Source organism: Pseudomonas sp. IT-P2 (genome assembly GCF_949767575.1).
GTDB classification, from domain to species: domain Bacteria; phylum Pseudomonadota; class Gammaproteobacteria; order Pseudomonadales; family Pseudomonadaceae; genus Aquipseudomonas; species Aquipseudomonas pharyngis.
This window is the reverse complement of the sequence record NZ_CATKQA010000022.1, coordinates 666,282-692,695: the sequence shown is the minus strand read 5'-3', so window position 1 is coordinate 692,695 and position 26,414 is coordinate 666,282. Positions and strand designations below refer to the sequence as shown.

Sequence of the window (26,414 nt, the reverse complement as noted above, 5' to 3'; positions counted from 1 at the left end):
AGAGGCAGATGCATCGGTTGTTGATGCATATCAAGAACCGGGCACCTGGGTAGCGGCACAATAATGGCACCTTGCCAAAACTGTTTCCGCTATCAGAGAAGACCTCCATGGGTGCCTGGCTTAGCAATATCTCGCTGAAATACAAATTCTGGGCGGTCAACGCGGTCGCCTTTGTCACCACCCTGTTGCTGGTGCTGTACGCCGTGCAGCTCGAACAACAGGCCCGCAGCCATGCCGCGCAAACCTCGGCCCAGGCCCAGGCGCAGTTGCTCAAAGCGTGGCCGGCCGGACAGGCCTTACCCAAATCCGATCAGGTACTGACCTTCAAACGCGGTGAAGCGCCGCGCCTCAACGATCAACCGCTGCTGGAAATCACCGACAGCAGCGGCTGGATCGAGATCAGTCACTTGCCATTGTTTGGTGAAAACCCGCTGCTCGGCGCCGAGGTCTTCAGCCGCGCCGATGGCCAGCAGGTCGCCGTGATCGCCTACGCCCCCAGCCTCAGCCAGGTATTCAGCGAGCGCTTCGCCAACTACGCGGTGGCGGTGTTCATCCTGATGCTGGCGATGCTCGGCGCTTCACAGTTGTTGATCCGTTTCCTGCTCAGCCAGCTCAACACTCTCAAGGACGTGATGCTGCACGTGGAGAAAACCGGCGACCTCGCCGCCCGGGTGCCACTGGCCTGCAAGGATGAAGTCGGGCAGATGGCCAACGCGTTCAATGCGATGCAGGCCGGTTATCAGCGAGTGGTGACCACCGTGGCCAACACTGCGCGGCAACTGGACGTCGGCGCCGCGCGACTGGCGTCGAGCATGAACGAGGTGCGTCACGGCATGCTCGGCCAGCAGAGCGAAACCGATCAGGCCGCCACGGCGATCAACGAAATGACCGCCACCGTCTACCACATCGCCCAGCACGCCGGCGCCACACGCGACCTGTCGCAGACCGCCGACGGCCTGGCCGGCAGCGGCCAGCAAGTGGTGACCCGCGTCCAGCATTCGATTGCCGGCCTGTCCAGCGGCGTGCAGCAGACTGCCGAGATGATCCAGCGCCTGGCCGAGGACAGCCAGAAGATCAACGGCGTGGTCAGCGTGATCCACAGCATCGCCGAGCAGACCAATCTGCTGGCGCTCAATGCCGCCATCGAAGCGGCCCGTGCCGGGGAAATGGGTCGCGGGTTCGCGGTGGTCGCCGATGAAGTGCGCAACCTCGCCAAACGCGTACAGACCTCCACCGATGAAATCACCACCATGGTCTCGGCATTGCAGGCGGGCACCCGCGATGCGGTGGACTTCATGCAGGAGAGTTCGTACAAGGCCGACGACTGCGTGCAGCAGGCGCAAGAGGCGGGAGAAGCACTGGCGGAAATCACCGGTGCGGTGGCGCAGATGCGTGAGAGCAACACGCAGATTGCGGTGGCGGCGGAACAGCAGAGCCAGGTGGCCGAAGAGATGAACCGCGCGGTAGTGAGCATTCGTGATGTGACCGAAAACACCGTGCAACAGACCGTGGATTCGGCGACCACCAGTAACGAGTTGGCGACACTGGCCGGGGAATTGAACAAGGCGATCGGCCAATTGAAGCTCTAGGGGGCAACATCAAGAATGGCCATTGTTCCTATCACTTCAATAGCCAACCTTGATTCGCCGCCCTCGCTGCCCCGGCCTATTCTTCAACCATGTACCGAACGAACATGGATCGAGGAGCAGCAACATGGGCAAGCGTCACCCCAACCTTCCCGCGTGGCAATGGCGCGCGTACCCGAACAACCATCAGCACCCGACCAATCTGGTGCTGCACCTGATTGCCGTGCCGCTGTTCATCGTTGCGTTTCTGTTGATCGTCTCAGGTGTGTTCAGCCTGAGTCTGGCCAGCGTGGCGATCGGTGTGATCGGCATCATCGCGGCGCTGGGTCTGCAGCGTCACGGTCACAGCCTGGAGGCGCAAGCCTCCGAGCCGTTCAGTGATCGCAAGGACGCTGTCTCGCGGCTGCTGGTCGAGCAGTTTCTGACGTTTCCGCGGTTCTTCCTCAGTGGCGGCTGGTATCGCGCCTGGCGTGAACGCCATCGCCGCCATTGAGTCAGGCGAAGATCGTCACCGTCTGCCGACTCATGGCAATCAGTTCACCCTTCGCGCTCCACAGCTTGGCGGCGACATGGCCATAACCGTCAGCCGCATATTCGATGTCCGCCAGATACTGGCACCAATCCAGCGTGCTCAAATCCCGTAACGGCTGAACGAATTCGATGGTCCAGGTCAGGGTGCTGCCCGGTGCCGGTTTCTTCAGGTATGGCAACAGCGCCGGCGGCCAGGCATCGACCAGTGCCAGCAGATGCGCTTCGTTGACCGGCTCTTCTTTCACATCCCCACGCAAACGCACCCAGCCGCCCATCAGCCGCGATTGAGTGCCGGTGAACGGCATGCCGCCGACACTCCAGCGCATCGCCAGATGACGCATGAACTCGGGGGTTACGCCTTTGATGTACGGCAGCTCCTGGCAGTCGTCCCAGTGTTTCATCTCCGGTGCGGGATAGGCTTCAACCGCCACTTCCGACGACCGCGAAGCCCCGAAGCTGCCTTGCACCATCGTCACTACCTGACCGTTCTGCACGGCGCGCCCCAGCACCTGGCTGACTGCCTTGCCTTCGCGCAGCACCTCGACTTCAAAGCTCACCGGCACTTCGGGCTCAACCGGGCCGACAAAGGTGATCGCCAGCGAACGCACCGGTCGATCGGCCGACACTTTAGTGCGCATCACTTCAAATTGCAGCGCGGCCACCAAGCCGCCAAAGCTGGCCCGGCCCTGGCCCCACTCCGCCAGAATCGTGACCTCCGGTTGACGACGGACAGCATCGATCAGATCGCAAAAGCGCATGGAAACCTCGGACACGAAAAAGGGAATGAGCGGATCTTAACCAGCACGGCAGAGCGGCGCAGCGTCCATTCCGGTCAAAGAGACTGACAGATAAGACAGCGGTGCTGCGCGCCAGCGGGTTTCAGGACTTGAAGCAGGCCGCGCTGAGCTTATCCAGCACCCGGTCGGCCTTGATTTCGGCCTTGGCCATGGTTGCCTGCCACGTGGCGACGCAGGGTTGCAGATCCTGCTCCAGTTCGGCGCGTGCCAGCCATTGCCAGCAATCGTGCCAGTCACCGAGGGCGCCTTGTGCGGATTTCAATCGGGGTAATGCGGCTTCGGGCAGTCGATCGAGTTCCGGGTAAGCCTCAATGCCGTAGCGCACACGCTTGATCAGCAGGCGCAGGCGATGGCGGTCGTGGGCCGGGTCGTGCAGCGCCACGTCGAGGTGCTTCCACTGTTTGCCCAGACGTTTTTCGAGGCGTTTGTCCAGGCGCTTGAGCAATCCCTGGCGCTGGGACGCACGCAGAAAACGTGGAAAGGCATCGATGATCATCAGCAGCGAAGCCACTTCGGCGCTGGCCGCCAGCGTCGGGTACGCCTCGGCCATTTGCGCCATCCGGCGCTGTGCAGCTTCCGGCTGATCATGCTTGATCAGCCAGGCCGCCAGCACCTCGCGGTCGCGCCACGGCGTGGTCAGTTGCCCGACGCTGGCCGCCGCGCTTTCCAGTTGTTCGACACCGGGCAAGCCGCGCAACGGTCGCAACAGACTGCGCAAGCGCCGTACGGTAGTGCGCAGGTCGTGCAGCGCTTCAGGGTCGGTCCGCGCGGTCAGACGCGCCTGACAGGCCAGCAGCCGCACTTCCAGGCTCAGGACATGGGCCACCAGCCGATCAACCAACGCAGACATCGCTTGCTCCTGAATTCAATGACTTTGCACGAGTGTGCGCCGGCGCAAGCGACCTGCCCTTGCGCTACGTCAGCAGCTTAGCGCCCGGCGCGGGACTCGCGAATGTAGAAACGTGCTTTTTCGGCTTTCTTGGTGCAGCCTTCGAAGCCTTCGAATTGCTGCTGGGTCTTGGCCGCCGTCAACAGCGACAGCGCCTTGGAATAGCTGACGGTGCCGGCAAAACCTTCGGCCTTGGCCAGATCCAGTTCATGCCACGCCGCGTCGAGTTGGCTGCCGCAGCTGTCACGATAAGCGGTCTTGCCGGCGCAACCGGCCAATGCCAGAGCCATCAACGGCACACAGATCCAGGCTTTCATCACTCACACCTCAAAGATAGGTCAACAGTCGTGCAGGTAAGACGGTGCGCCAGCGAAAAAGTGCCTTGGGCCCCGCCATTGCGCTGCACGGCCAAGATAACGCCGACGGGTCATGAAGTATCGAAAAAACGACGCCATCGCCGCCCCGAGCGACCCCGGCGATTGAAGCCCGGCCCTCGATGGGTGCATTGTGCAACCTTGTCGGGAGGAAGTTTGATGAAAAAGCGTGTCGCGCTGGTGCTGGGCTCCGGTGGCGCCCGGGGCTATGCCCATATCGGGGTCATTGAAGAGATCGAACGACGGGGCTATGACATCAGTTGTATTGCCGGCTGTTCCATGGGGGCCGTGGTCGGCGGAATCTACGCCGCCGGCAAGCTCGACGAGTATCGCAACTGGATCGAAAGCCTGGATTACCTCGACGTGCTGCGCCTGGTGGACGTCAGCTTCCGCCTCGGCGCAATCCGTGGCGAAAAAGTCTTCGGCCAGATCCGCAAGATCGTCGGCGAGATCAACATCGAAGACCTGCGCATCCCCTACACGGCGGTGGCCGCCGACCTCACCAATCAACAGGAAATCTGGTTCCAGGAAGGCTGCCTGCATCAGGCGATGCGCGCCTCGGCGGCGATTCCCAGCCTGTTCACTCCGGTGATGCAGGGCAACCGGATGCTGGTGGACGGCGGCATTCTCAACCCGTTGCCTATCGTGCCGGTGGTGTCGAGCCATTGCGACCTGATCATCGCGGTCAATCTCAACTCGACCAACCAGCGCCATTACAAATTGCCGGTGATCCAGCGCCCCGCCGCGTTCCGCACGCGCTTCGACAGTCTGATCAGTTCACTCGGTTCGAAGATGCCGTTCCGCCGCAAACAGGCCGAGCAATTGCTGTTGCTGGAACAGGAAGCGTTGCGTGCCGAAGCGGCGGAAATCAATCCGTGGGTCGAAAGTGCCGAGCCGGAAGCCCAGCAACCCGCCGCCGCGCCTGAACGCGACGGCGCACCGAAATCCGCCACCGGATCGTTCATCGTCGATAACGTCGGGCCGGCTTCATTGCTCGATCTGATCAACCAGAGTTTCGAGGTGATGCAGACCTCGCTGGCGCAGTACAAGATCGCCGGGTATCCGCCGGACATCCTGATCAACGTGCCGAAGCGAGTGTGCCGGTTCTTCGAGTTCTACAAGGCGCCCGAATTGATCGCGCTGGGCCGGGAGATTGCCCGGGATACGCTGGATCGCTACGAGAGCGAGCAGAACTAAAGACTGCTCTCGCTCAACAACCGATAACCGACACCCGCCTCGGTCACGATAAAGCGTGGCCGGGTCGGATCGTCTGCCAGCTTCTGCCGCAAATGCCCGACCACGATCCGCAGGTAGTGGCTGTCCTCGGTGTGAGTCGGGCCCCAGATGTCCTTGAGCAATTGCTGCTGGGTGATTACCCGCCCCGGATGCCGCGCCAGTTGCGCCAGCACCGCGTACTCCTTGCGGGTCAGGGCAACTTCAACGCCGTCCAGCAGCACCCGGCGATACGCCAGGTCCACGGTCAGCGGGCCGAAATTCAACGCGGCCTGCTGCGCTTCCCCGGCCGGTGCCTGACGCAGCAACGCGCGCACCCGGGCGAGAAATTCCTGAATGCCGAACGGCTTGGTCACGTAGTCATTGGCGCCGCCATCCAGCGCCTGGACCTTCTGCCCTTCGCTGGCGCGCACCGACAGCACCAGCACCGGCGCCGTGGCCCATTCGCGAAACTCGCGCAGCACTTGCTGGCCGTCCATGTCCGGCAGGCCGAGGTCGAGCACCAGCAGATCGGGTTTATTCAGCGCCGCCTGGGCCAGGCCCTCGGCGCCGGTGCCTGCCTCCAGCACTTTGTAGCCCTGGGAAGCGAGGCTGATACGCAGGAACTTGCGGATCTGCGGTTCGTCATCGATGACCAAAATGGTCGCGGTCTGGCTCATGAATTCACATCAACACAAAAGAGTGGCAAGAGAGTAGCGCAGCGCGGATCAGGCTTCACCGTCCATCCCCGGTTGCGTCTGCAACGGCAGGTGCAGGGTGATGCAAGTGCCGCGCCCGTCGATGCCGTCGCCGACACTGATCCGCCCGCCATGGGCGCCGACCATGCCCTGACAGATCGCCAGCCCCAGCCCCGTGCCCTGCCCGCCGCGATCACCCCGGGCGGCGGTGTAGAACATGTCGAAAATCTTCGCCCGCTCATCGACCGGAATCCCCGGCCCTTCGTCACTGACCGAGAAAAACACTTCGCTGTCATCCGCCCCGGCGCGCAATTGCAGACGGCCGTGGGATGGCGAGAAGCGGGCGGCGTTTTCCAGCACGTTCACCAGCGCCTGCTCGATCAGCGCGGCATGCACATACAGCAGCGGTAACTCGGCCGGTACATCAGTGCTCACTTGCAACGACGACAATACGGCTCGCAGACGATTGAACGCACTGCCGACGATGTCCGCCGGCGACACCCAATCCCGCGCCAGCTTCAGGGCGCCGTGGCCGAGACGAGTCATGTCCAGCAGGTTCTGGATGTAGCGGTCGAGACGTTCGGCTTCATCGCGGGTGCCTTCGAGCAGCTCGCGGCGATCCTCCAGCGGGATCGCTTCGCCGAGGGCCAGCAGGCTGTCGATGCTGCCGCGCATCGAGGTCAGCGGCGTGCGCAGATCGTGGGACACCGAGGCCAGCAAGGCGCTGCGCAGTTGTTCGGTTTCGCCGTGCAGGCGCGCGGCTTCCAGGTCATCGGCGAGTTGCGCCCGGGCCAATGCTTGAGCCAAAGGCTGACTCAACGCGGTCAGCAAGCGACGGCGCTGGCCGCTCAGGGTCTGGCCCTCTTTGGCGCACACACCGAGCAGCGCCAGCGGACCGTCTTCCACCGACAATGGCCACCACCACCAGCGGCCGAACGGCAACGTGCCGGTGCCCATGCCCGCCGGCTGATCGTGTTGCCAGGCCCAGTCGGCGGCGGCGCGTTCGGATTCAGTGAATTGCAGCGGCCCGCCGGTTTCGACTTTCCAGCCGCCCTGCCCGTCGCGATTGAGCAGGCACAGTTGCAGATCGCTCCAGCCATTGAGGTGTTGGGCTGCGGCGCTGACCACGGCCTGACGGTCGGTGGCGGCGGTGAGTTTGCGCGACAGGTCGAGCAGCTCGGTGGTTTCTTCCTGGGTATCGCGCAGCGCCTGCAATTGCCGCCGCTGACGCGCCGCGAGGTTGCCGGTGAGCGCCGCCATCAGCAGGAAGAACAGCAACGTCAGCACGTCTTCTTCGCGCTGGATGCTGAAGGAAAAATTCGGCGGGATGAACAAAAAGTCGTAGGTCAAAAACGACAGCGCCGCACAGGCCAGCGCCGGGCCGAGACTGCTGCGCACCGCCACCAGAAGCACTGCCGCAAGGAACACCAGCGAGATGTTCGGCAACGGCAACACGCTGGACACCGCCCACGCCAGCGCACTGGCCAACAGCGTGGCGACCAGCGCCAGCGCATAGTCGAACCACACCAGCGTCGGCGCTACACGCGGGCGCGGTTGATGCTGTTCCTGATCACTGTCCAGCACGTTGATTTCCAGACCATGGGCCTGACGCAGCAAACGCGCCGCCAGCCCACCACCGAACAGGCGCCTGCGCAGACGCGGCCGGGACTGGCCGACCAGCACCAGACTCGCCCGACGTTCAGCGGCATGCTGAATCAGGGTTTTCGCCACTTCACCGGCCCGTAGCAACACCACTTCGCCGCCGAGGCGTTCGGCCAGTTGCTGGGCGCTTTGCAGGCGCAGGCGCGATTGCTCGTCACGCACGCTGCCGTTGTCGACGTGCACCAGACTCCACGGCAAATGCCGACGCTGAGCGACGCGGCTGGCGTGTCGCACCAGCCGTTCGGCCTGGGCATCGCCATCGACCCCGACCAGCAAGCGCCCACGCACCGCCGGCGCGGCCTGACCGAGCTGGCGATAGCCCTGAGCGAGATCGTTATCGACCTGCGCGGCAGCGGTCTGCATCGCCAGTTCGCGCAGGGCGGTGAGGTTGGTCTGGGTGAAAAATGCATCGATCGCCGCCCGCGCCTGTTCCGGCACGTAGACCTTGCCTTCGCGCAACCGCTCGAGCAGTTCACGGGGCGGCAGGTCAATTAGCAGCAGTTCGTAGGCTTCCTGCAACACCCAGTCCGGCAGGGTTTCGCGTACCTGCACACCGGTGATGCCGCGCACCTGATCGTTGAGACTTTCCAGGTGCTGGACGTTGACCGTGGTGTACACGTCGATGCCCGCAGCGAGCAGTTCCTGAATGTCCTGCCAGCGTTTGGCGTGGCGGCTGCCGGGTGCGTTGCTGTGGGCGAGTTCATCCACCAGCACAAGCTTCGGCTTGGCGGCGAGCAGGCCGTCGAGGTCCATTTCTTCAAGCGTCACGCCGCGATATTCAGAGCGTACCAGCGGCAGTTGCGGCAAGCCGCCGAGCAGCGCTTCGGTTTCGGCGCGGCCGTGGGTTTCGACCACCCCGGCGATGACTTTCACGCCCTGACGCAGTTGGCTGTGAGCCGCCTGCAACATCGCGTAGGTCTTGCCCACGCCCGGCGCGGCGCCGAGGAAAACCTTGAGCCGGCCGCGTCCATCGCGGGGCAAGTCTGCTAACAGCGCGTCGGCGCGGCCGGAGTCACTCATGCTTGAAGCTCTCTTCCTGAAGTTGATCGTTCCCACGTCGAGGCGTCGAACCGTCTGCGTGGGAATGCAGCCCGGGACGCTCTGCGTCCCATCCATTACAACTTTTCCAGCGCCATGTTCAGCGCCAGCACATTCACCACGGGCGGGCCTACCAGCGGCTGTTCGATGTGCGTGTCGAGCAGTTGCTGCAGGGTCGCCACCGGCAGATTGCGCGCTGCCGCGACACGCGCCAGTTGATAGGCAATCGCGGCCGGTGGCAAGTGCGGATCGAGACCGCTGCCGGAGGTGGTCAGCAGCGCCAGCGGCACCGGGCCCTGACCGGGCACCTGCAGCTTGTTGGCGTCATCGATCACCCGAGTGGCCAGCGCCGGATTGCTTGGCGACAGGTTGCTCGCACTGCTCGAAACGGTGGCAAAGGCACCGGCCGATGGACGCGGATGGAACCAGGCATCGCCGACAAAATCCTGAGCAATCAGCGAGGAGCCGCGCACCTTGCCTTCGGCATCGCGCACCAGGCTGCCGTTGGCCTGCTCGGGGAAGGCGACCTGGGCAACGCCGGTCACCACCAGTGGATAGGCAACGCCGGTGACCAGGGTCATCAGCACCAGCAGGCTCAGGGCCGGACGTAACAGTGTGGACATTTCAAAATCCTCGAATTCGTGCTTGAAGCGGTGTGCCCGGCACACCGCTGTTCAGGTTCAAACCAGATGCAACGCCGTCAACAGCATGTCGATCGCCTTGATCCCCACGAACGGCACCAGAATCCCGCCCAGGCCATAGATCAGCAGATTGCGACGCAGCAGCGCCGCCGCGCTCGCCGCCTGCACCCGCACACCACGCAGGGCCAACGGAATCAGCACCACGATGATCAAAGCGTTGAACACGATGGCCGACAGGATCGCGCTCTGCGGACTGCTCAACTGCATGATGTTCAGCACGCCGAGCTGCGGGTAGATCGCGGCAAACAGGGCCGGCAGGATCGCGAAATACTTGGCCACGTCGTTGGCGATGGAAAAGGTCGTCAGCGCGCCGCGAGTCACCAGCAATTCCTTGCCGATCTGCACCACGTCCAGCAACTTGGTCGGGTCGCTGTCGAGGTCGACCATGTTGGCCGCTTCGCGCGCGGCTTGCGTGCCGTCGTTCATCGCCATGCCGACGTCAGCCTGGGCCAGTGCCGGGGCATCGTTGGCGCCGTCGCCGCACATCGCGACCAGCCGACCGTCGTTCTGCTCGTGACGGATGCGCGCCAGCTTTTTCTCAGGGGTGGCTTCGGCCAGTACGTCATCGACGCCTGCTTCAGCGGCAATCGCGGCAGCAGTCAGCGGGTTGTCACCGGTGACCATCACCGTGCGGATCCCCAGCTTGCGCAGCTCGGCGAAACGCTCGCGGATGCCTGGCTTGACCACGTCTTTCAGATGAATCGCACCGAGCAATTTGCCGTCGGCACAAACCAGCAACGGGGTGCCGCCGCTCTGGGCGATCTTGTCGATTTCCCGGGACAGCGCCGGGGCCAGATCCTTGCGTTGCTGACCAAGGAACGCCAGCAGCGAATCCACCGCGCCCTTGCGGAATACACGGCCCTGGTAGTCGACACCGGACAAGCGGGTTTCCGCACTGAACGGCACGGCAGTCAGGGTTTCCGGCGCCGGTTCCGGCTGCGGATTGGTGCCGCGCAGGTACTCGACGATGGACTTGCCTTCAGCGGTTTCGTCAGCCAGCGAGGCGAACAGCGCGCCTTCGGCCAGCTCACGGGCGTTCACACCCGGCGCGGCATATACCGCACTGCAACGACGGTTACCGAACGTGATGGTGCCGGTCTTGTCCAGCAGCAACACGTGCACGTCACCCGCCGCTTCCACCGCGCGACCGGACTTGGCGATCACGTTCAGGCGCACCAGACGATCCATCCCGGCAATCCCGATCGCCGACAGCAGACCACCGATGGTGGTCGGAATCAGCGTGACCAATAACGCCACCAGGAACACCAGCGGCAGGCTGCCGTTGGCGAAGTGGGCGAACGGCTGCAGGGTCACGACCACCAGCAGGAAGATCAGGGTCAGGCCGATCAGCAGGATGTCCAGCGCCACTTCGTTCGGGGTCTTCTGGCGCTTGGCGCCTTCGACCAACGCGATCATGCGGTCGAGGGTCGATTCACCGGGGTTGGCAGTGATCTTCACCAGCAGCCAGTCGGACACCAGCCGGGTGTTGCCGGTGACGGCGGAACGATCGCCACCGGACTCACGAATCACCGGCGCCGATTCGCCAGTGATCGCCGCTTCGTTGACCGCCGCGATGCCTTCGATGACCTCGCCGTCACCGGGGATCATCTCCCCCGCTTCGACGCGCACCACATCGCCCTTGCGCAGGCTGGTGGCCGGCACGACCTGGAAGCTGCCGTTGGCCAGTTTGCGTCGGGCGCTGAGGCCTTCGCTGCCAGCCTTGAGGCTGTCGGCGCGGGCCTTGCCGCGACCTTCGGCCAGCGCTTCGGCGAAGTTGGCGAACAGCACGGTGAACCACAGCCACAGGGCAATTTGCGCGGCAACGAAGGTCGGCACGCTGCTGTCGGGAATGAAGCACAGCACGGTGGTCAGGATCGCTGTCAGTTCGACCACCAGCATCACTGGCGAGCGCTGCAACTGGCGCGGGTCGAGCTTGACGAACGCTTGCACCAGCGCCGGACGCCACAGGGCGCTGATCGCGGTTTTGGGCGCCTCTGTCGACTTGGCAGCTGCCGCTGGTTTTGAAGCTGGAACATGCATATTCATGATGGATTCCTTAGAAGCCCATGCTCAGGTGTTCAGCGATTGGGCCCAGTGCGAGGGTCGGCAAGAAGGTCAGGCCGCCCACCAGCAAAATGGTCACGGTCAGCAGGGTCACGAAAAGCGGGCCGTGGGTCGGGAAGCTGTTCTGGCCGATCGGTGCGGTTTTCTTCATCGCCAGGCTGCCGGCCAGGGCCAGTACCGGGAGGATGTAACCGAAGCGACCAATCAACATGCCCAGACCGAGCATCAGGTTGTGGAACGCAGTGTTGGCACCGAAACCGCCGAACGCCGAGCCGTTGTTCGCGCTGGCCGAGGTGTAGGCGTAGAGCAACTGACTGAAACCATGCGGGCCGGGGTTGCTCACCGCCGCCACCGGGCCGGGCAGGCTCGCAGCGATCGCGCCGAGTACCAGCACGCCGACCGGCATCACCAGCAGGGTGACGACCAGCAACTGCACTTCACGGGCCTGGAGTTTCTTGCCGAGGTATTCCGGGGTGCGGCCGATCATCAGGCCGGCGAGGAACACCGCGATCAGCACGTTCAGCAACATGCCGTAGAGCCCCGCGCCGACGCCGCCGAAGATCACTTCGCCGACCATCATGTTGACCAGCGCGACCATGCCGCTGAGCGGGTTGAGGCTGTCATGCATGCCGTTGACCGAACCGTTCGACGCCGCCGTGGTGGTCACCGACCAGAGCACGGTGGCAGTGGTGCCGAAGCGCGCTTCCTTGCCTTCCAGCGGCGCGGTCTGTTCAACGGCGACGTTGTTCAAGGCAGGGTTCGGTTGATACTCGGCCCACAGCGAAGTGGCGCCGCCGATGATGAACAGCGCGAGCATGCAACCGATGATGGCGCGGCTCTGACGCAGATCCTTCACGTAGTGGCCGAAGGTGAACACCAGCGCCACCGGGATCAGGATGATCGACGCAACTTCGAACAGGTTGCTCCAGGCGGTCGGGTTCTCGAACGGATGCGCCGAGTTGACGCCGAAGAAACCACCGCCGTTGGTGCCCAGTTGCTTGATCGCAATCTGGCTGGCGGCCGGGCCGAGCGGGATCACCTGATCAACGCCCTGCATCGTCACTGCATTCACATATTGGGCGAAGGTCTGCGGCACGCCCTGCCACACCAGGTACAGCGCCAGCAGCAGGCACAGCGGCAGCAGGCCGTAGAGGGTGGCGCGGGTCATGTCGACCCAGAAGTTGCCGAGGGTTTTGGTGGACTTGCGCCCGATGCCACGGCACAGCGCAACCAGTACGGCGAGGCCGGTGGCGGCGCTGACGAAGTTCTGCACGGTGAGGCCGACCATCTGGCTCAGGTAGCTGAGCGACGCTTCGCCGCTGTAGGCCTGCCAGTTGGTGTTGGTCATGAAACTGACGGCGGTGTTGAACGCGAGGGTCCACTCCTGACCCGGCAGGTTTTGCGGGTTCAGCGGCAGGTGATCCTGGAACAGCAGGATCGCGAACAGCAGCAGAAAACCGGCGAGGTTGAACGCCAGCAGCGCCAGCGTGTACTTCTGCCAGCTCTGTTCGTCCTGCGGATTGACCCCGGCGATGCGGTAACAGCCGCGCTCGACCGGGCAGAGAATCGGCGTCAGCCAGGTGCGCTGGCCCTCCATCACCTTGTAGTAGAAGCGCCCGAGGAACGGCGCCGGCAGCAAGACCACCGCGAAGAAAGCGAGGATCAGCCAATAGTCATAACTGTGCATAGCCGCTCCTAAGTCCGATCCGCGCGCAACAGCGCAACCAACAGATAAATGAACAGCCCCACTGCCAGCAGCAGTGACACCCCGTCCAGAACGCTCATGGAAGATCTCCGTGTTACGGCGTATTGCCGCGTGTGGAGGCATTGTCGGAAAGGAGGCTGTAAAGGAACGAGAGCGAGGGTGTGGGCGGGGCATAAAGAAAGCGTAAAGAGTGGGTTTATGCCTTCTTTACGACTGTATCCGGCTGGCGGCGCACCTGACTGGCGCACGCAAATGTGGCCATCGAGCCGCGAACATCCCCGATACGACAGCTTTCAGCCCATTACGACCCGCCAATACAAAATGGCACGCCCACTGCACACGCCCTTCCCCGAGCTTTCCAAACCGTTCAGGGAGCAAACGCATGAACACACAACTCAAACCCACACTGGGCACGTTGCACCTGTGGGGCATCGCGGTGGGGCTGGTGATTTCCGGGGAGTACTTCGGCTGGAGTTACGGCTGGGGCGTCGCGGGAACCCTGGGTTTCCTGGTGACTTCGTTCATGGTCGCGACCATGTACACCTGTTTCATCTTCAGCTTCACCGAACTGACCACGGCGATCCCCCACGCGGGCGGGCCGTTTGCCTACAGTCGCCGCGCCTTCGGTGAAAAAGGCGGATTGATCGCCGGACTGGCGACGCTGATCGAGTTCGTCTTCGCCCCGCCGGCGATTGCCTTGGCGATTGGTGCGTACCTGAACGTGCAGTTTCCGGCCCTCGATCCGAAACACGCGGCGGTCGGCGCGTACATCGTGTTCATGGGTCTGAATATTCTTGGCGTGAAACTGGCCGCGACCTTCGAGTTGATCGTCTGCGTCCTGGCCGTCGCCGAGCTATTGGTGTTCATGGGCGTGGTCGCCCCGGCGTTCAGCTTCAGCAACTTCGCCCTCAACGGCTGGGCCGGTTCGGACATCTTCGGCGCTCCGGCGATTGCCGGGATGTTCGCGGCGATTCCATTTGCGATCTGGTTTTTCCTCGCCATCGAAGGCGCAGCCATGGCGGCCGAAGAAGCCAAGGACCCGAAACGCACGATTCCCAAGGCCTACATCAGTGGCATTCTGACGCTGGTGTTGCTGGCCATGGGCGTGATGTTCTTTGCAGGCGGCGTCGGCGACTGGCGCACCCTGTCGAACATCAACGACCCGCTGCCTCAGGCAATGAAAGCGGTGGTCGGCGACAACTCCGGCTGGCTGCATATGCTGGTGTGGATCGGTCTGTTCGGGCTGGTGGCGAGTTTCCACGGGATCATCCTTGGCTATTCGCGGCAATTCTTCGCCCTCGCCCGCGCCGGTTACCTGCCCGCCTCGCTGGCTAAACTCTCGCGGTTCCAGACCCCGCACCGGGCGATCATCGCCGGCGGCGTGATTGGCATCGCGGCGATCTACAGCGACGGCCTGATCAACCTCGGCGGCATGACCCTCACTGCCGCGATGATCACCATGGCGGTGTTCGGCGCGATCGTGATGTACATCATGAGCATGCTCAGCCTGTTCAAACTGCGTAAATCCGAACCGAATCTGGAGCGCACCTTCCGTGCGCCGTGCTATCCGCTGATTCCGCTGATTGCATTGGCGCTGGCCGTGGTGTGCCTGGTTGCGATGGCCTGGTTCAATGCGCTGATCGGGCTGATCTTTCTCGGCTTCATGGCGGTCGGTTTCGGCTACTTCCTGTTGACCGGCCAATTGCGCGCCAACGCTCCGGCAGACGCCATGCTCACCGGACTGTAAACCGCGACGGGCATAACCGGCCTAGAATGGAACCACTGCGAATGCACTTCGCTCAAAGTGGTATGCAGCGTCGCACGGCGAAACCCTCGCCCGTCGACCTGCCTTTAAGGAGAGCCGTTATGCCCTGGTATGCCTGGTTGATTCTGGTCGTTGCAATCGGCTCGATCGTCGGCGGTCTGATGATGTTGCGAGACACCGCCAACAAGGTCGAACTGACCGAAGAACAACGCAAGCGTGTTGCTGAACGCAACGCCGAAGCGGACATCAAGGACGCGCAGGACCGCTGAACGAAAAACCCCGCCTGAATCGGCGGGGTTTGTTTTTTGTCGCGGTTACTTTTCCCACTCGGCCTTGGCAATGTGCAAGCCATGCAGGCCTTTGTACGCTGCACGTTCCGGCTGGCTCCAGCCTTCGAGCAGCGCGTCGTCCAGACGATAGATTTCCACCCCGAGCGGGCGGCAGACGGTCAGCGGATCCTGCGCATCCGGCCCCCACATCGCCAGTGACAGATCACCACCGGGACAGGTCGACAACGCGCACAGCAAGTCGATTTCGGCGAAGAACTCCAGATAATCGCCCTTCTGTGCTGGGCAGGCCTTCATGAAATACAGGTCATCGTGATTCAGGCCGGTGCACTGGAAGATGTTCAGCACGTCATGCACATCGAACTCGGTGAGGCCATGGGGCAACACGGCGCGGGTCAGGTTGGAATGGCAGTGATGATGGAAATCCTCGCCGGTGAGCATTTTGTTCACATAAGGATCGCAACGGGTGCCGAGCAAATCGTGCAGGCGCCCGCCGTGCTCGTCGATGCCATAGTCGGCCAGGCTGTCATCGGTGATGGTCACCAGCGGACGCAGAAAAGGCAGGTTCGACCACAACCGGTCATGAGTGCTGACATGCGCGCCCTGCAGCTGCCGGGTGCGCGCCGCCCACATCCGTTCACGTGGATCGTGTGCGTTCCACACATTGAAATCGCCCACCTGGGGCCCGACCGGTGTGGTGACACGAAACACATGCCCCGCCGGCACGTGCCAGGCCCGCCCGGTGCGGATCGGCACTTCGAATTGTTCGATCAGCGTGCGCCCGTCCTTGCGGTCGCGAATCCGTTCGTAGAAAGGTGTATTGACCTGTAACGCCGAGCCTTTGCTGACCTGATAGGCGGCCGGGTAGTCTTTGTACATGATTCTCCTGCTCCTCAAGCGATGGCAACTTTGCAAGCTGCAACCACTATCCGTGCCAACCGCGAGTGGCTGTTACGAACATGTCGGAGTCACCGGCCGTTTTTTTAGAAGTAGAAGTACAGTCACCATTCAATTTGCATTGGTTAAGATGGCGATCTTGTTGCGGAGAGTTTAAATGCGTTACTCGCAGGATCATAAAGCCCAGACCCATCAGCGCATTATCAAGGAAGCGTCCGAGCGGTTTCGCAAGGACGGCATCGGTGCGACCGGACTGCAGCCATTGATGAAAGCGCTGGGCCTGACGCACGGCGGTTTCTACTCGCACTTCAAGTCCAAGGACGAACTCGTTGAAAAAGCACTGCAAGCGGCCGGAGATCAAGTGGCCGGCTTGTGTGCGGAGATCTTCGCCCAGGAAAACCCGCTGGAGCTGTTCATCGACACCTACCTGTCCGAGTGGCATCAGACCACGCCGCATGAAGGCTGCCCGCTGGTTACCATTTCATCGGAGCTGGGGTTGCGCGGCCAGCCGAGCCCGACCAGCGATGAAGTGCTCAAGGCGCGCCTGGGCCAGATCGAAGGCACCCTTGAAGGCGAGAGCACCGCCGAGCGCAGCATCGTCATCATGGCGACACTGGCCGGGGCGCTCCTGCTGTCACGCAGTGTCGCGGATCCTGAATTTGCGCAGCAGATTCTGGACGTCACCCGCGAACACCTCAAACGCTCGGAAGACTAAGCCTGCCAGCGCTTGAACAGCACGCTGGCATTGACCCCACCGAAGCCGAACCCGTTGGACAACGCATACTCGATCGGCATCGACCGCGCCTGACCGTGGACGATATCCACGCCTTCGCTTGCCGGATCGGGATTTTCCAGATTAAGGGTGGGCGGAACGATCTGATCGCGGATCGCCAACAGCGTGAAGATCGCTTCCAGACCTCCAGCCGCCCCCAGCAAATGCCCCGTCGCGGATTTGGTCGAGGTCACGGCGATCCTGTTTTGCACACCAAATACTGATTTGATTGCGGCCAGTTCACCGAGGTCGCCCACCGGTGTCGAGGTCGCATGTGCGTTCAGATGCTGCACCTGATCCGGCGCGATACCGGCCTGGGCCAACGCCAATTCCATTGCCCGCCGTGCACCGCTGCCGTCTTCCGGCCCGGCGGTCAGGTGATAGGCATCGGCGCTGGTGCCATATCCGACCAGTTCAGCCAATGGCTGCGCCCCCCGTGCCAATGCGTGCTCCAGGGACTCGATCACCAGCAGCCCGGCGCCCTCGCCCATCACGAACCCGTCACGTCCGCTGTCGAATGGACGCGAGGCGCGTTCAGGGGTGTCGTTGTAGCCGCTGGACAAAGCCCGCGCCGCCGCAAATCCGGCAAGACTGACCCGATCGATGCAGGCTTCCGCACCGCCGCACACCGCGATGTCGGCCTCACCGGCACGAATCAGCCGGGCCGCATCACCGATCGCCTGCACGCCGGCGGCACACGCGGTGACCGGCGCACCGAGCGGGCCCTTGAGACCGTGCTGGATCGAGACATGCCCTGCGGCGAGATTGACCAGAAACGAGGGAATGGTGAACGGCGACAACCGTCGCGGACCACGACTGTCGGTGGTGCGTACCGCATCGGCGATAGCGCCGAAGCCGCCGACACCGGAGCCGATGATCGTGGCGGTGCGTTCCTGAGCGCCGGATTCGGCCGGGTGCCAGCCGGCCTGTTCAAGCGCCTGCCGCGCAGCCTCCATCGCGAACAGAATGAAACGGTCCATTTTCTTCTGCTCTTTGGGTGGCGTGGCGCGGTCAGGATCGAAACCCGCTTCGGCGTCCTCCTCCATCGTCGGCACCACGCCGCCAACCCGGGTCGGCAGATCGGCAATCACCGCTTCCGGCAGATTTCGCAATCCCGAACGCCCGGCCAGCAGGCGCTGCCAGACGACTTCGACGCTGCTTCCCAAGGGCGATACCAGGCCCATACCCGTGACAACTACTCGACGCTGATCCATATCGGGTTGACCTCTCTCGACTTGATTTACTTGTAACGACTGGCGGCCGAGCTATGGGACAGATTGGGCGCCATCACATGGCGTGCGGCGACGAAGGCTTGCCATTCCCCGGCATCGGGGAGCGAAGGAATCGTGACGAGCTCGCCCTGATCCAGACCGGACAACGCGGCATCGACCATCTCGCCCGCCTCCATGACCATTTCCGCCGGAATATTGGTGGCATCCAGACCCGAACGCTCCCAGATTTCGGTGCGCGTCACTCCGGGCAGAACCGCCTGCACCTTGACACCAGTGCCTTCGAGTTCCGCATTCAGCGTTTGGGAGAGGCTCAATACATAAGCCTTGCTGGCACTGTAGGTGGCATTGAAACGCTCAGGAAACAGGGCAACCACCGATGCAATGTTGATGATCGTGCCGCGCCCGGCGCTGGTGAAAGCAGCGGCGGCGGCCGAAGCCAGTCGGGTCAGGGTCGTGACATTCAGCTGGATCAGCTTCTCCAGTTCATCGGGATCGGCGTTGGCCAGCAATCCGTTGGACGCTACGCCAGCATTGTTGACCAGTAGCGTGATGCTGGAATCGCTGCGCAGACGCTGCTCAAGCTTGATCACATCATCCTTTTGCGTCAGATCGGCCTTGAGCACTTCAACTTCAACGCCATGGACGTCTCGCAGTTTGCTCGCAGCCGATTCCAGACGCGCCTTGTCACGAGCGACCAGCAGCAGATCGAAACCACGCGCCGCCAGTCTCTCGGCGTACACCGCACCAATACCGGAAGAAGCGCCCGTGACCAGCGCCGTACCTTGGGATTTCGGGGAATTCATGACGATACTCCTGGGATGCGTGAGGAATGAACGACCGCTGAAAAGCAGAAGGCTTCAGTGGCGACTGAAATTATTATAGGCATAATCTCAAGGCAATATGACAGCCATAATTTTCTATTTCCCGACGGAAAGGCTGTAGCCCTCCTGTGTTGTGCTCCACCTGGAAGCAAAAAGGGCCGGTCAATGACCGGCCCCTTGGCGTTGAACAATCAGCTTAGTTCACTTCCAGCTTGTCGCGATTACGATCCAGAATCGCCTTGCCGATACCCTTCACTTCCAGCAACTCATCCACCGATGCGAACGGCCCGTTTGTTTCACGATAAGCAACAATCGCCTTCGCCTTCGCTTCTCCCACTCCAGAGAGCTCTTTCTGCAGCGTTGCTGCATCAGCCGCATTCAGATCGATTTTTTCCGAAGCCTTCTCGGCAGTGACTGTCGTCACCGCCGGCACAGAAGCATTACCAACAGCGGCCGTCGGGGCGGCAATTGCCGCAATCGAGGCCGTAGTAAGAAATGCGAAAAGCAGAGAGTAGAAATAACCAGTACGCATAATTGAAGCTCCATGACGTCGAATGAGAAAGCAGCTTTTCCGAAGCTGCCTCCCAAACCTAGGCGATCTCTGGTACCTGTCAAAAATGCATCAGTTACAAAATATGAAACAATCAGGGTTCAAGTCGACGCTGAATATGAATCCAGTCAACAATCTCACCGTCAGGCGTGTAACCACTGACGGACTCACGCAACAGTTGGCGAACACGTGAATAGTCATCCTGCTCCACGGCAGCCAACAACTCTGTCAAACAGCCCTTGAGCACATCCCAGGGCAAATGATCTTCGTTGGCACACATGATCATCGGATGCTGAGTGGCTGCAACGTTGTCACCAATCAGCAATTCTTCGTACAACTTTTCGCCAGGGCGCAATCCGGTGAATTCGATAGAAATGTCGCCATGGGAATTCTTGTCCGATCGAATACTCAGGCCCGATAAATGAATCATCTTCTCCGCCAACTCGACGATCCTGACCGGCTCCCCCATATCCAGCACAAACACATCTCCCCCCTGCCCCATCGATCCGGCCTGGATCACCAGTTGCGCGGCTTCCGGGATAGTCATGAAGTAGCGGGTGATCTTTGGATGAGTGACAGTCAGAGGCCCACCCGATTTGATCTGGCTATGAAACAACGGAATCACCGAGCCGGACGACCCTAGGACATTGCCAAAGCGCACCATCGTGAAACGGGTTTTGTTGACCCGGGAGACATTGGATTTGTCTCCAAACAACACAGGCGCCAATTCGCGACTCAATGCCTGGAGCGTCAACTCGGCGAGTCGTTTAGTACTACCCATGATATTGGTCGGCCGTACCGCCTTGTCGGTAGAGATCAGAACAAAATTGGCAACCCCCGACTGCAATGCAGCCTGCGCCGTATTCAGGGTCCCCATTACATTATTAAGTACCCCTTCGGCGATATTGTGCTCAACCATTGGCACATGCTTATAGGCAGCCGCATGGTAAACCGTATCAACCCGCCAGGTTTTCATCACGTCGAGAAGTTTGTGTGGATCTCGAATGGTGCCCAGTACCGGCAATATCCGCACTGGCAACGATTCACGCTGTATCCGCTGCTCAAGTTCGGAAAGAATCGTGTACAAATTGAATTCGCTGTGATCAAACAACAATAGCGTAGTAGGCGCCAACTCAATAATCTGTCGGCACAATTCCGATCCTATCGAACCACCAGCGCCGGTGACCATCACGGTCTGTCCTTTGATGCAATGCTCCAGCAAGACCTCCTGCGCCGGCACCGCGTCACGGCCGAGCAAGTCGGCGATGTCCACTTCCTGAATATCATCGACTTTCACCCGGCCACTCGCCAGATCCATAAAGCCGGGCACGCTTCGCACGTGCAGGGGGAACCCTTCCAGAAAACCAAGGACCTCGCGACGGCGCCCACGGCTGGAGGAAGGTATCGCCAGAAGAATCTCCTGCGCGCCCGTCACATCAATCATTTGCTGAATCTGTTTAGGCTTGTAGACCTGCAATCCGGAAATGACACGATCAGCAATACTGGCATCGTCATCAATGAACGCAACCGGACGCATAACGCGCCCCATTCGTAACGCTGCAACCAACTGATTGCCTGCAGCACCCGCACCATAGACTGCCACTTTGGTGAGACCGTCATCACGACCGGAAAACGGCGAACGTTGAGAAGCCGAAAACCAGTCGCCCATGAAGTAATGGCGCATGGCGAGGCGAAGTCCGCCAATGATGACCAGACTTAACCACCAGTAGTTGAAGATGATGGACCTGGGAACGACCGTCTGATGGTTGCTATACCAGTAGACGATTACCGAAAGAATCAGCGAAGACAAAGTCACCGCCTTGAAAATTTCGATGAGTGCATCATTACCGAAATAACGCATCACCGCTCGATACATGCCGAACCGAATGAAAAGCGGAATCGCGATTACGGGCGCGCTCACGAACAGCCAAAGGTGCTCGCGGAAAGGATTGACTATATCGTCGATGCCCAAACGAACAATAAATGCCATCCACAAGGCTACCCAGACGAGTGCGACGTCCGTCAAAACCTGAATTGTCCGTTTTCGCCGACGCGGCAACGCCAGCAAAAACGCTCGTAATTTATCCATGCAACCCTTTACCAATCTGGCCTACTCCCTTGGTTGAATCGGCAGGCCCATTGTACGTAGGTCTAGTGGGACGTCACAGAAAAATCACAATCGAAGCGGCTCCGCAGATCGATTTTCACCAAGGCCGGGTGCACTTTGGGTAAAAACTGCCCCAGGCCCGGTTAACGGGGGACACTCAGCGACGCGCAGGCTTTCGGCCCCGTGTCATTGCCGTTATTACTTGACAACCTCGAAAACGTCCACAGAAGGTAACTCACAAATTCGCTTGAACTGTTGATTATTGAACGTGTTTCTTTCCAACAACTGAAAGCGCATCAAACGATCAGTTTTAACACCGTTTACAAGCTTCGAGTCCATCACCGCAAGCTTTTTATTGAATTCCGAATCGGGCAACCACCCTTGGGCATGTTTATCGAGAACAACGAAGTCTAACGGCCGATCACAGTACTTTCCGGCAGGCGATAAATTTTCCCTATCTCTGGATTGCTGAGCAACATCGCTACGCCTGCGTCCGAGACTAGAAAAAATGGAAGTAAAGTAAAAAAACTACCGACGAGCAAACCCTTAACAAAATAGCGTAGAAACTGACGCAACGCGCGATTATGAAAAAAGTAGATCATGAAGAATGGCAACGCCAACAACATGCTCAGCTTCGCGGATACAGCCGCCATACAGGCCAGACCCGCAAGTAACAATCTTGCTTGCCTTACATAGTGCAAGGACACAACCAACAACAGTACCGGTATCAGATCATTAAACCCAAAATAACTGGCAACGATCACTATCGGAGACAGCCAATACGTGGCCAACAGCAATCGATCTCGACCTGGTAAAAGTCTCTTCAAAAGATACAGTATCGCCAGGACCGCCAGAAACAGCGTAGCGCCATACGCATAGGAAACGGGTATTCCTATAGCCTCACACAGCAATGTTGCTGGCAAGAAAGCCAGCCACATGGCAAAACCATAAGGAAAAGCCGCGATGTCACCACCTTGCTAGAGCCAGACAGACCACGGATCCAAACTGAAGGTACTGATACTTGCCTGCAAAAAATGAGCGTACCAATCAGCAACCGCAGTAGGGGTAATCGCCGCTAGTAAAAAAAACGGATGGCAAGCCCTAGTAAAAACAAAGGATTAAGTATGTTTGCTCTCATGATTGAATAGCTGCTTGTTCCCAAAGGTCTGGCCGTTTTGTACAAACAGCGTCCGCGACAACACCCTGAGAGTCCAAGAGTTGAATCAGCACGGGAATTTCAGACTCAGAAGGCTTTCCTGAGCCAAAGGTGGTTTGCCGGGCCAACAGCCAGAGCTAACGTCTACCAGAAGACCCGCCACACCTCCGGCGCCGCAAACAACGGCCTCCGCATGGTCTGCAGGAAATCGCTCTTGCAGCCACCCGGCGAAAAGCCGCCACAAGCGGAGGAGGCCTCATGTTAAAATCAGCTCAAATATTCGACGGAATCAGCAACATGATTGCAAAATCAGAAATTCTCCCGCTTACCGGGTTGAGATTTTTTGCAGCACTTTACGTTTTTCTTTTTCATATACACATACGCTGGCCACTGTCCGGCAACATCTATGTAAAGAATGTACTCGAACAAGGTGCGATAGGGATGAGCCTATTTTTTATCCTTTCGGGTTTTGTGCTCGCCTACAGGTATTCGAACGACAATACATCTTATAGATCATATCTAATAAACAGATTTTCAAGAATCTATCCAATTTACGCATTTGCTGCAATTGCTACGCTGCCATGGATCGGGGTCGACTTCGGCAACGGCACAATGACAGAGAGCATTACAGGCGGGGCCAAGATAGCGTTACTATTGATATCCAATGCCTTGGTAATTCAGGCATGGTTTCCTCAGATGTTTAGTTATTGGAATGATGGGGCAAGTTGGTCGATCTCTGTTGAAGTATTCTGCTATTTCCTGCTACCACTTCTACTTCCGGCCTTGACCAGGCTCGATGATAAACGTCTTGCCTTACTAACCATTGTATGCGTATGTTTCTCGGCAATGATAGGAGTAAGCGTAGCGGTCTTCGATGATCCGTCCAACAAGGTATTCTACTCGATTCCCATCTTCAGGCTGCCGGAGTTTATTGTCGGAATATGTGCTTGCCTTTTTTTTCTAAGAGGGTACAAACAATATTGCTCACCACTCGTACAAGCCATATTAATTATAAGCGTAGTCATTTATCTGGCCTTCATTGGAAGTAAAATGCCACTTTATGTGGGGCATCATTGGATCATCGTTCCATCGATAGCTTTCTTACTGATATCCTTCTCTAATGGAAATGGAATTTTTACCAAAATCCTTTCATCCAGGATGATTGTATGGCTAGGCAAAATCAGCTACTGCTTTTACTCATTACAGTTCCTGATCATTGTCCCCTTAATCAAACACCACGACACAATAACCCAGAAATTCAACGCACTTAATAATCCTAAGATACTTATGGTAACTGCGCTATTGGTGCTCATTGCCGCATCAGCAATTGCGCACCACCTTATCGAGGAACCCGCGAGAAAGTGGATCATCAAGCGTTTTGATAAAAAGAATATCTCAGCAAGAACTGGCACGCCAGACGCTGCTACGATTGATAACCAGAGCTTGCCGATAACTCGATAGTATCGAACCGGTCCTTTTTGATCAGATTATCTAGACGCGACGGATAGAACAAAGAGGCTGATGTTACTGGGCGCAAAATTCTCTTTACGCGCCCAGCGACGCGAAAAAATTACACCTATCCCTATTCTGCTTCGCCTGCCCGGTATGTACGCGCTAGCAGTAGCACAGGCAAGTAGGCAATTAGCACCCCCAGAAAGCCTTCAATTTTCTGACACGCAACCATTGCTGCGATAGGTAGCAGCCAAAAGATATTGATCAGACTGACAGTCAGCGTCACAACCAGATGGCTACCATGCACTCGAGAGGCTGATTGGTAGGCATGACTCCTGTGGGCTTCATAGATCTTTTCGCCACGCAGCAACCGTCGGCCCAGCGTATAAGTCGCATCAACAATAAAGACGCCCAACAAAATCAACCAACTCCATAGAAGTTGGGGAGAAACCATCGCACCATATAACGAAAAGATACCTATCACCAGACCGATGAACCCGCTTCCCGCATCCCCCATGAAAATTCGAGCTGGGGGAAAATTGAGAAATAGAAACCCTGTAACAGCAGCGGCCATTATCAGTGGCGCCCAAACAAGGCCGTCGAAGCCCATCCACCAATACAAAAATGCGGCTGAAAGCGTGACGGTCAAAGCCTCGACACTTGCCAATCCATCGATACCATCCATGAAATTATATAAGTTGATCATCCATACCAAGTAAAAAACGGCAAACACTCCACATAGATACCAAGACTCAATCACAGCTCCCAGAATCGATAACGAAGGGGCGCCTTGAAAAAAACATAATACTCCGAGCGAAGCCGCAAAGTGACCGAGCAATCTCCAGCGGGCTGAGACATGCCCATGATCATCAACGAACCCCAAAACAGCCACTAACAGCCCTGGGAACAACAAGGCGAGGAACAAGCTTGAGGGAATAAGATTCAGTGAAAACAACAATGCACCGGCCAACAAAAAGGAGATAATTATTGCCACCCCCCCTCCCCTGGGGGTTGGAATGGCATGCGAACTCCTCGAGTTCGGAACATCGATGAGATTGCGCGCTATTGCATAACGTCGCAAACCGAAGGTCAGGAAAAATGAAAGCAATACGAAGAATGCTATAATAAAAAAATATCTCATGCTCTTTCTGCCTCCAAGAACGCTTTTGCCGTGCTTTCTATACCTTGATCAGCACTAAATGGGGGCTTCCAATCCAATAAATTCGAATTTTTTTGCAAATCGACTTGTAAGGATGAACAGAGTCGGGTTGTTATGGCCCGTTTGCCTAGAACAGCTGCACAAAAAACCATAAGACTGACAGGGACTGGCAATAATATGGCAGCTCGCCCAAACGCCTTTGAAATTTTCACAATAAGAGAGGGCGTCGAAAGGTCTTCACCATCACTAATCAAGAAGATATTATTCCTGGCTGCGCGATGCGTCATACATACTTTAATAAACTCAACCAAATTCCCAACATATAAAAAACTTCTCTTATTATTAACCCTCGCAAAGGGAAGCGGGATGCCTTTGCTTATCAGACTCATAAGTGTCAGAAAATTAGCTCTGACTCCGGGCCCATAGACAAGGACCGGCCTGATTATCACTAACTCCATACCTACTGAGCTCGCGAAACGTTGAAGCTCTAACTCGGCTTCCATTTTTGATACGCCGTATGGATCAGCAGGAGCAGGTGTATCTTCTGCAGTGAAACTTTTTCCTGCCTCAGTCATCTCTCCATTTACTTTAATTGAGCTGAGATAGACAAAACGCTTGACCTTCGCTTCCGCTGCCTGCTTCGCCAGCATCAAGGTACCGGTCACATTTACACGGCGGTACTCTTCCAGACAGGTCTCTGGATTATCATGCATTTGATGAGCTCGGGCGCCACAATGAACTACAACATCGAGCCCCTTCAACAATGGATAATCATCATCCGGGACACTAAAATCATCAGAAATAACGACAGTTGTATTATGCGGAATATCACCAATGGGGCGACGCGCCAGCGCTACGATATGATATCCAGGCATTTGACCGAGTTGCTTCAGCAACGCACCACCAACAAACCCTGTGGCACCTGTTATTAATATTTTCACTGAGACAACTCCAACTAT

The 26,414-nt window shown here is 58.8% G+C and carries 24 protein-coding genes; 7 read left to right on the top strand and 17 right to left on the bottom strand.

From position 1 onward, the window contains the following. Positions 1 to 107 precede the first annotated feature (107 nt). Both ACM6JM_RS15855 and ACM6JM_RS15850 read left to right on the top strand, forming a co-directional pair. A complete protein-coding gene (locus ACM6JM_RS15855; RefSeq protein WP_085668137.1) occupies positions 108 to 1,589 on the top strand; it encodes a methyl-accepting chemotaxis protein in 1,482 nt (493 codons plus the stop codon). A 124-nt stretch (positions 1,590 to 1,713) separates the two neighbouring features. Beyond that, the gene (locus tag ACM6JM_RS15850) at positions 1,714 to 2,079 is read left to right on the top strand and encodes an Mpo1-like protein (protein ID WP_039770492.1); all 366 of its coding nucleotides are present in this window, start codon (positions 1,714 to 1,716) and stop codon (positions 2,077 to 2,079) included. 1 nt (position 2,080) lies between these two features. Here the strand turns inward: ACM6JM_RS15850 and ACM6JM_RS15845 are convergent, their stop codons facing one another. From ACM6JM_RS15845 to ACM6JM_RS15835, 3 genes are all read right to left on the bottom strand, one after another. Further along, entirely contained in the window at positions 2,081 to 2,875 is a 795-nt protein-coding gene (locus ACM6JM_RS15845) for an acyl-CoA thioesterase (protein ID WP_414882190.1), read from the bottom strand. A 121-nt stretch (positions 2,876 to 2,996) separates the two neighbouring features. After that, positions 2,997 to 3,764, bottom strand: coding sequence for a CHAD domain-containing protein (locus ACM6JM_RS15840; RefSeq protein WP_039770496.1), 768 nt, complete (start codon positions 3,762 to 3,764; stop codon positions 2,997 to 2,999). A 77-nt stretch (positions 3,765 to 3,841) separates the two neighbouring features. After that, a complete protein-coding gene (locus ACM6JM_RS15835; RefSeq protein ID WP_007950948.1) occupies positions 3,842 to 4,120 on the bottom strand; it encodes a hypothetical protein in 279 nt (92 codons plus the stop codon). A gap of 216 nt (positions 4,121 to 4,336) precedes the next feature. Here ACM6JM_RS15835 and ACM6JM_RS15830 point away from each other — a divergent pair, with 216 nt between their 5' ends. Further along, entirely contained in the window at positions 4,337 to 5,374 is a 1,038-nt protein-coding gene (locus tag ACM6JM_RS15830) for a patatin-like phospholipase family protein (RefSeq protein ID WP_011335324.1), read from the top strand. Here ACM6JM_RS15830 and ACM6JM_RS15825 read toward each other — a convergent pair. From ACM6JM_RS15825 to kdpF, 6 genes are all read right to left on the bottom strand, one after another. Next, positions 5,371 to 6,069, bottom strand: coding sequence for a response regulator (locus ACM6JM_RS15825; RefSeq protein WP_039770498.1), 699 nt, complete (start codon positions 6,067 to 6,069; stop codon positions 5,371 to 5,373). The genes ACM6JM_RS15830 and ACM6JM_RS15825 overlap by 4 nt on opposite strands. A 48-nt stretch (positions 6,070 to 6,117) precedes the next feature. After that, the gene (locus ACM6JM_RS15820) at positions 6,118 to 8,769 is read right to left on the bottom strand and encodes a DUF4118 domain-containing protein (RefSeq protein WP_414882189.1); all 2,652 of its coding nucleotides are present in this window, start codon (positions 8,767 to 8,769) and stop codon (positions 6,118 to 6,120) included. A 95-nt stretch (positions 8,770 to 8,864) separates the two neighbouring features. Continuing rightward, positions 8,865 to 9,410 (bottom strand): potassium-transporting ATPase subunit KdpC, encoded by a 546-nt coding sequence (kdpC, locus tag ACM6JM_RS15815; RefSeq protein ID WP_414882187.1) that lies wholly within the window; start codon positions 9,408 to 9,410, stop codon positions 8,865 to 8,867. Between the two features lie 57 nt (positions 9,411 to 9,467). Further along, positions 9,468 to 11,534, bottom strand: coding sequence for a potassium-transporting ATPase subunit KdpB (gene kdpB / locus ACM6JM_RS15810; RefSeq protein WP_414882186.1), 2,067 nt, complete (start codon positions 11,532 to 11,534; stop codon positions 9,468 to 9,470). Between the two features lie 10 nt (positions 11,535 to 11,544). Then, entirely contained in the window at positions 11,545 to 13,239 is a 1,695-nt protein-coding gene (gene kdpA / locus ACM6JM_RS15805; RefSeq protein WP_414882185.1) for a potassium-transporting ATPase subunit KdpA, read from the bottom strand. A gap of 8 nt (positions 13,240 to 13,247) precedes the next feature. Continuing rightward, a complete protein-coding gene (gene kdpF, locus ACM6JM_RS15800) occupies positions 13,248 to 13,337 on the bottom strand; it encodes a K(+)-transporting ATPase subunit F (RefSeq protein WP_007950940.1) in 90 nt (29 codons plus the stop codon). Positions 13,338 to 13,639: 302 nt separating this feature from the next. Here kdpF and eat point away from each other — a divergent pair, with 302 nt between their 5' ends. Together eat and ACM6JM_RS15790 are read left to right on the top strand one after the other, a co-directional pair. Beyond that, a complete protein-coding gene (gene eat, locus ACM6JM_RS15795) occupies positions 13,640 to 15,004 on the top strand; it encodes an ethanolamine permease (protein WP_039770512.1) in 1,365 nt (454 codons plus the stop codon). Between the two features lie 119 nt (positions 15,005 to 15,123). Continuing rightward, complete coding sequence (locus tag ACM6JM_RS15790; protein WP_064598378.1) at positions 15,124 to 15,291, top strand: DUF2897 family protein; 168 nt, start codon at positions 15,124 to 15,126, stop codon at positions 15,289 to 15,291. Positions 15,292 to 15,336: 45 nt separating this feature from the next. On the opposite strand, the gene ACM6JM_RS15785 is transcribed toward ACM6JM_RS15790, so the two are convergent. Then, positions 15,337 to 16,188: an urea carboxylase-associated family protein gene (locus ACM6JM_RS15785; RefSeq protein ID WP_085607190.1), complete on the bottom strand. Its 852-nt coding sequence runs from the start codon at positions 16,186 to 16,188 to the stop codon at positions 15,337 to 15,339. A gap of 175 nt (positions 16,189 to 16,363) precedes the next feature. On the opposite strand from ACM6JM_RS15785, the gene ACM6JM_RS15780 reads away from it, so the two are divergent. Then, positions 16,364 to 16,921 carry a TetR/AcrR family transcriptional regulator gene (locus tag ACM6JM_RS15780; protein WP_085668132.1) on the top strand — a complete coding sequence of 186 codons (558 nt, stop codon included), beginning with the start codon at positions 16,364 to 16,366 and terminating at the stop codon, positions 16,919 to 16,921. Here ACM6JM_RS15780 and fabF read toward each other — a convergent pair. The 5 genes from fabF to ACM6JM_RS15755 all read right to left on the bottom strand — a co-directional run bounded on the left by fabF (position 16,918) and on the right by ACM6JM_RS15755 (position 22,626). Continuing rightward, positions 16,918 to 18,192, bottom strand: coding sequence for a beta-ketoacyl-ACP synthase II (fabF, locus tag ACM6JM_RS15775; RefSeq protein WP_414882184.1), 1,275 nt, complete (start codon positions 18,190 to 18,192; stop codon positions 16,918 to 16,920). The two genes, ACM6JM_RS15780 and fabF, sit on opposite strands and share 4 nt — an antisense overlap. Before the next feature lie 26 nt (positions 18,193 to 18,218). After that, the gene (locus tag ACM6JM_RS15770) at positions 18,219 to 19,013 is read right to left on the bottom strand and encodes an SDR family NAD(P)-dependent oxidoreductase (protein WP_085668130.1); all 795 of its coding nucleotides are present in this window, start codon (positions 19,011 to 19,013) and stop codon (positions 18,219 to 18,221) included. A 214-nt stretch (positions 19,014 to 19,227) separates the two neighbouring features. Then, positions 19,228 to 19,563, bottom strand: a complete 336-nt coding sequence (locus tag ACM6JM_RS15765; protein WP_414882183.1) for a ComEA family DNA-binding protein — start codon at positions 19,561 to 19,563, stop codon at positions 19,228 to 19,230. A gap of 112 nt (positions 19,564 to 19,675) precedes the next feature. Beyond that, a complete protein-coding gene (locus ACM6JM_RS15760; protein WP_414882182.1) occupies positions 19,676 to 21,670 on the bottom strand; it encodes a polysaccharide biosynthesis protein in 1,995 nt (664 codons plus the stop codon). 428 nt (positions 21,671 to 22,098) lie between these two features. Continuing rightward, positions 22,099 to 22,626, bottom strand: a complete 528-nt coding sequence (locus ACM6JM_RS15755; RefSeq protein WP_414882181.1) for a hypothetical protein — start codon at positions 22,624 to 22,626, stop codon at positions 22,099 to 22,101. 476 nt (positions 22,627 to 23,102) lie between these two features. Here ACM6JM_RS15755 and ACM6JM_RS15750 point away from each other — a divergent pair, with 476 nt between their 5' ends. Continuing rightward, positions 23,103 to 24,305, top strand: coding sequence for an acyltransferase family protein (locus tag ACM6JM_RS15750; RefSeq protein WP_414882180.1), 1,203 nt, complete (start codon positions 23,103 to 23,105; stop codon positions 24,303 to 24,305). Positions 24,306 to 24,426: 121 nt separating this feature from the next. Here the strand turns inward: ACM6JM_RS15750 and ACM6JM_RS15745 are convergent, their stop codons facing one another. Beyond that, positions 24,427 to 25,437 (bottom strand): MraY family glycosyltransferase, encoded by a 1,011-nt coding sequence (locus tag ACM6JM_RS15745; protein ID WP_414882179.1) that lies wholly within the window; start codon positions 25,435 to 25,437, stop codon positions 24,427 to 24,429. Then, entirely contained in the window at positions 25,434 to 26,396 is a 963-nt protein-coding gene (locus ACM6JM_RS15740; RefSeq protein WP_414882178.1) for an NAD-dependent epimerase/dehydratase family protein, read from the bottom strand. The genes ACM6JM_RS15745 and ACM6JM_RS15740 overlap by 4 nt, the downstream gene beginning before the upstream one ends. Between the last annotated feature and the right edge of the window lie 18 nt (positions 26,397 to 26,414).

Excerpts from the sequence above, each read along its gene's own strand:
- ACM6JM_RS15855 (WP_085668137.1), top strand. The coding sequence starts at position 108 with ATGGGTGCCTGGCTTAGCAATATCTCGCTGAAATACAAATTCTGGGCG.
- ACM6JM_RS15850 (WP_039770492.1), top strand. The coding sequence starts at position 1,714 with ATGGGCAAGCGTCACCCCAACCTTCCCGCGTGGCAATGGCGCGCGTAC.
- ACM6JM_RS15845 (WP_414882190.1), bottom strand. The coding sequence starts at position 2,875 with ATGCGCTTTTGCGATCTGATCGATGCTGTCCGTCGTCAACCGGAGGTC.
- ACM6JM_RS15840 (WP_039770496.1), bottom strand. The coding sequence starts at position 3,764 with ATGTCTGCGTTGGTTGATCGGCTGGTGGCCCATGTCCTGAGCCTGGAA.
- ACM6JM_RS15835 (WP_007950948.1), bottom strand. The coding sequence starts at position 4,120 with ATGAAAGCCTGGATCTGTGTGCCGTTGATGGCTCTGGCATTGGCCGGT.
- ACM6JM_RS15830 (WP_011335324.1), top strand. The coding sequence starts at position 4,337 with ATGAAAAAGCGTGTCGCGCTGGTGCTGGGCTCCGGTGGCGCCCGGGGC.
- ACM6JM_RS15825 (WP_039770498.1), bottom strand. The coding sequence starts at position 6,069 with ATGAGCCAGACCGCGACCATTTTGGTCATCGATGACGAACCGCAGATC.
- ACM6JM_RS15820 (WP_414882189.1), bottom strand. The coding sequence starts at position 8,769 with ATGAGTGACTCCGGCCGCGCCGACGCGCTGTTAGCAGACTTGCCCCGC.
- kdpC (WP_414882187.1), bottom strand. The coding sequence starts at position 9,410 with ATGTCCACACTGTTACGTCCGGCCCTGAGCCTGCTGGTGCTGATGACC.
- kdpB (WP_414882186.1), bottom strand. The coding sequence starts at position 11,534 with ATGAATATGCATGTTCCAGCTTCAAAACCAGCGGCAGCTGCCAAGTCG.
- kdpA (WP_414882185.1), bottom strand. The coding sequence starts at position 13,239 with ATGCACAGTTATGACTATTGGCTGATCCTCGCTTTCTTCGCGGTGGTC.
- kdpF (WP_007950940.1), bottom strand. The coding sequence starts at position 13,337 with ATGAGCGTTCTGGACGGGGTGTCACTGCTGCTGGCAGTGGGGCTGTTC.
- eat (WP_039770512.1), top strand. The coding sequence starts at position 13,640 with ATGAACACACAACTCAAACCCACACTGGGCACGTTGCACCTGTGGGGC.
- ACM6JM_RS15790 (WP_064598378.1), top strand. The coding sequence starts at position 15,124 with ATGCCCTGGTATGCCTGGTTGATTCTGGTCGTTGCAATCGGCTCGATC.
- ACM6JM_RS15785 (WP_085607190.1), bottom strand. The coding sequence starts at position 16,188 with ATGTACAAAGACTACCCGGCCGCCTATCAGGTCAGCAAAGGCTCGGCG.
- ACM6JM_RS15780 (WP_085668132.1), top strand. The coding sequence starts at position 16,364 with ATGCGTTACTCGCAGGATCATAAAGCCCAGACCCATCAGCGCATTATC.
- fabF (WP_414882184.1), bottom strand. The coding sequence starts at position 18,192 with ATGGATCAGCGTCGAGTAGTTGTCACGGGTATGGGCCTGGTATCGCCC.
- ACM6JM_RS15770 (WP_085668130.1), bottom strand. The coding sequence starts at position 19,013 with ATGAATTCCCCGAAATCCCAAGGTACGGCGCTGGTCACGGGCGCTTCT.
- ACM6JM_RS15765 (WP_414882183.1), bottom strand. The coding sequence starts at position 19,563 with ATGCGTACTGGTTATTTCTACTCTCTGCTTTTCGCATTTCTTACTACG.
- ACM6JM_RS15760 (WP_414882182.1), bottom strand. The coding sequence starts at position 21,670 with ATGGATAAATTACGAGCGTTTTTGCTGGCGTTGCCGCGTCGGCGAAAA.
- ACM6JM_RS15755 (WP_414882181.1), bottom strand. The coding sequence starts at position 22,626 with ATGTGGCTGGCTTTCTTGCCAGCAACATTGCTGTGTGAGGCTATAGGA.
- ACM6JM_RS15750 (WP_414882180.1), top strand. The coding sequence starts at position 23,103 with ATGTTAAAATCAGCTCAAATATTCGACGGAATCAGCAACATGATTGCA.
- ACM6JM_RS15745 (WP_414882179.1), bottom strand. The coding sequence starts at position 25,437 with ATGAGATATTTTTTTATTATAGCATTCTTCGTATTGCTTTCATTTTTC.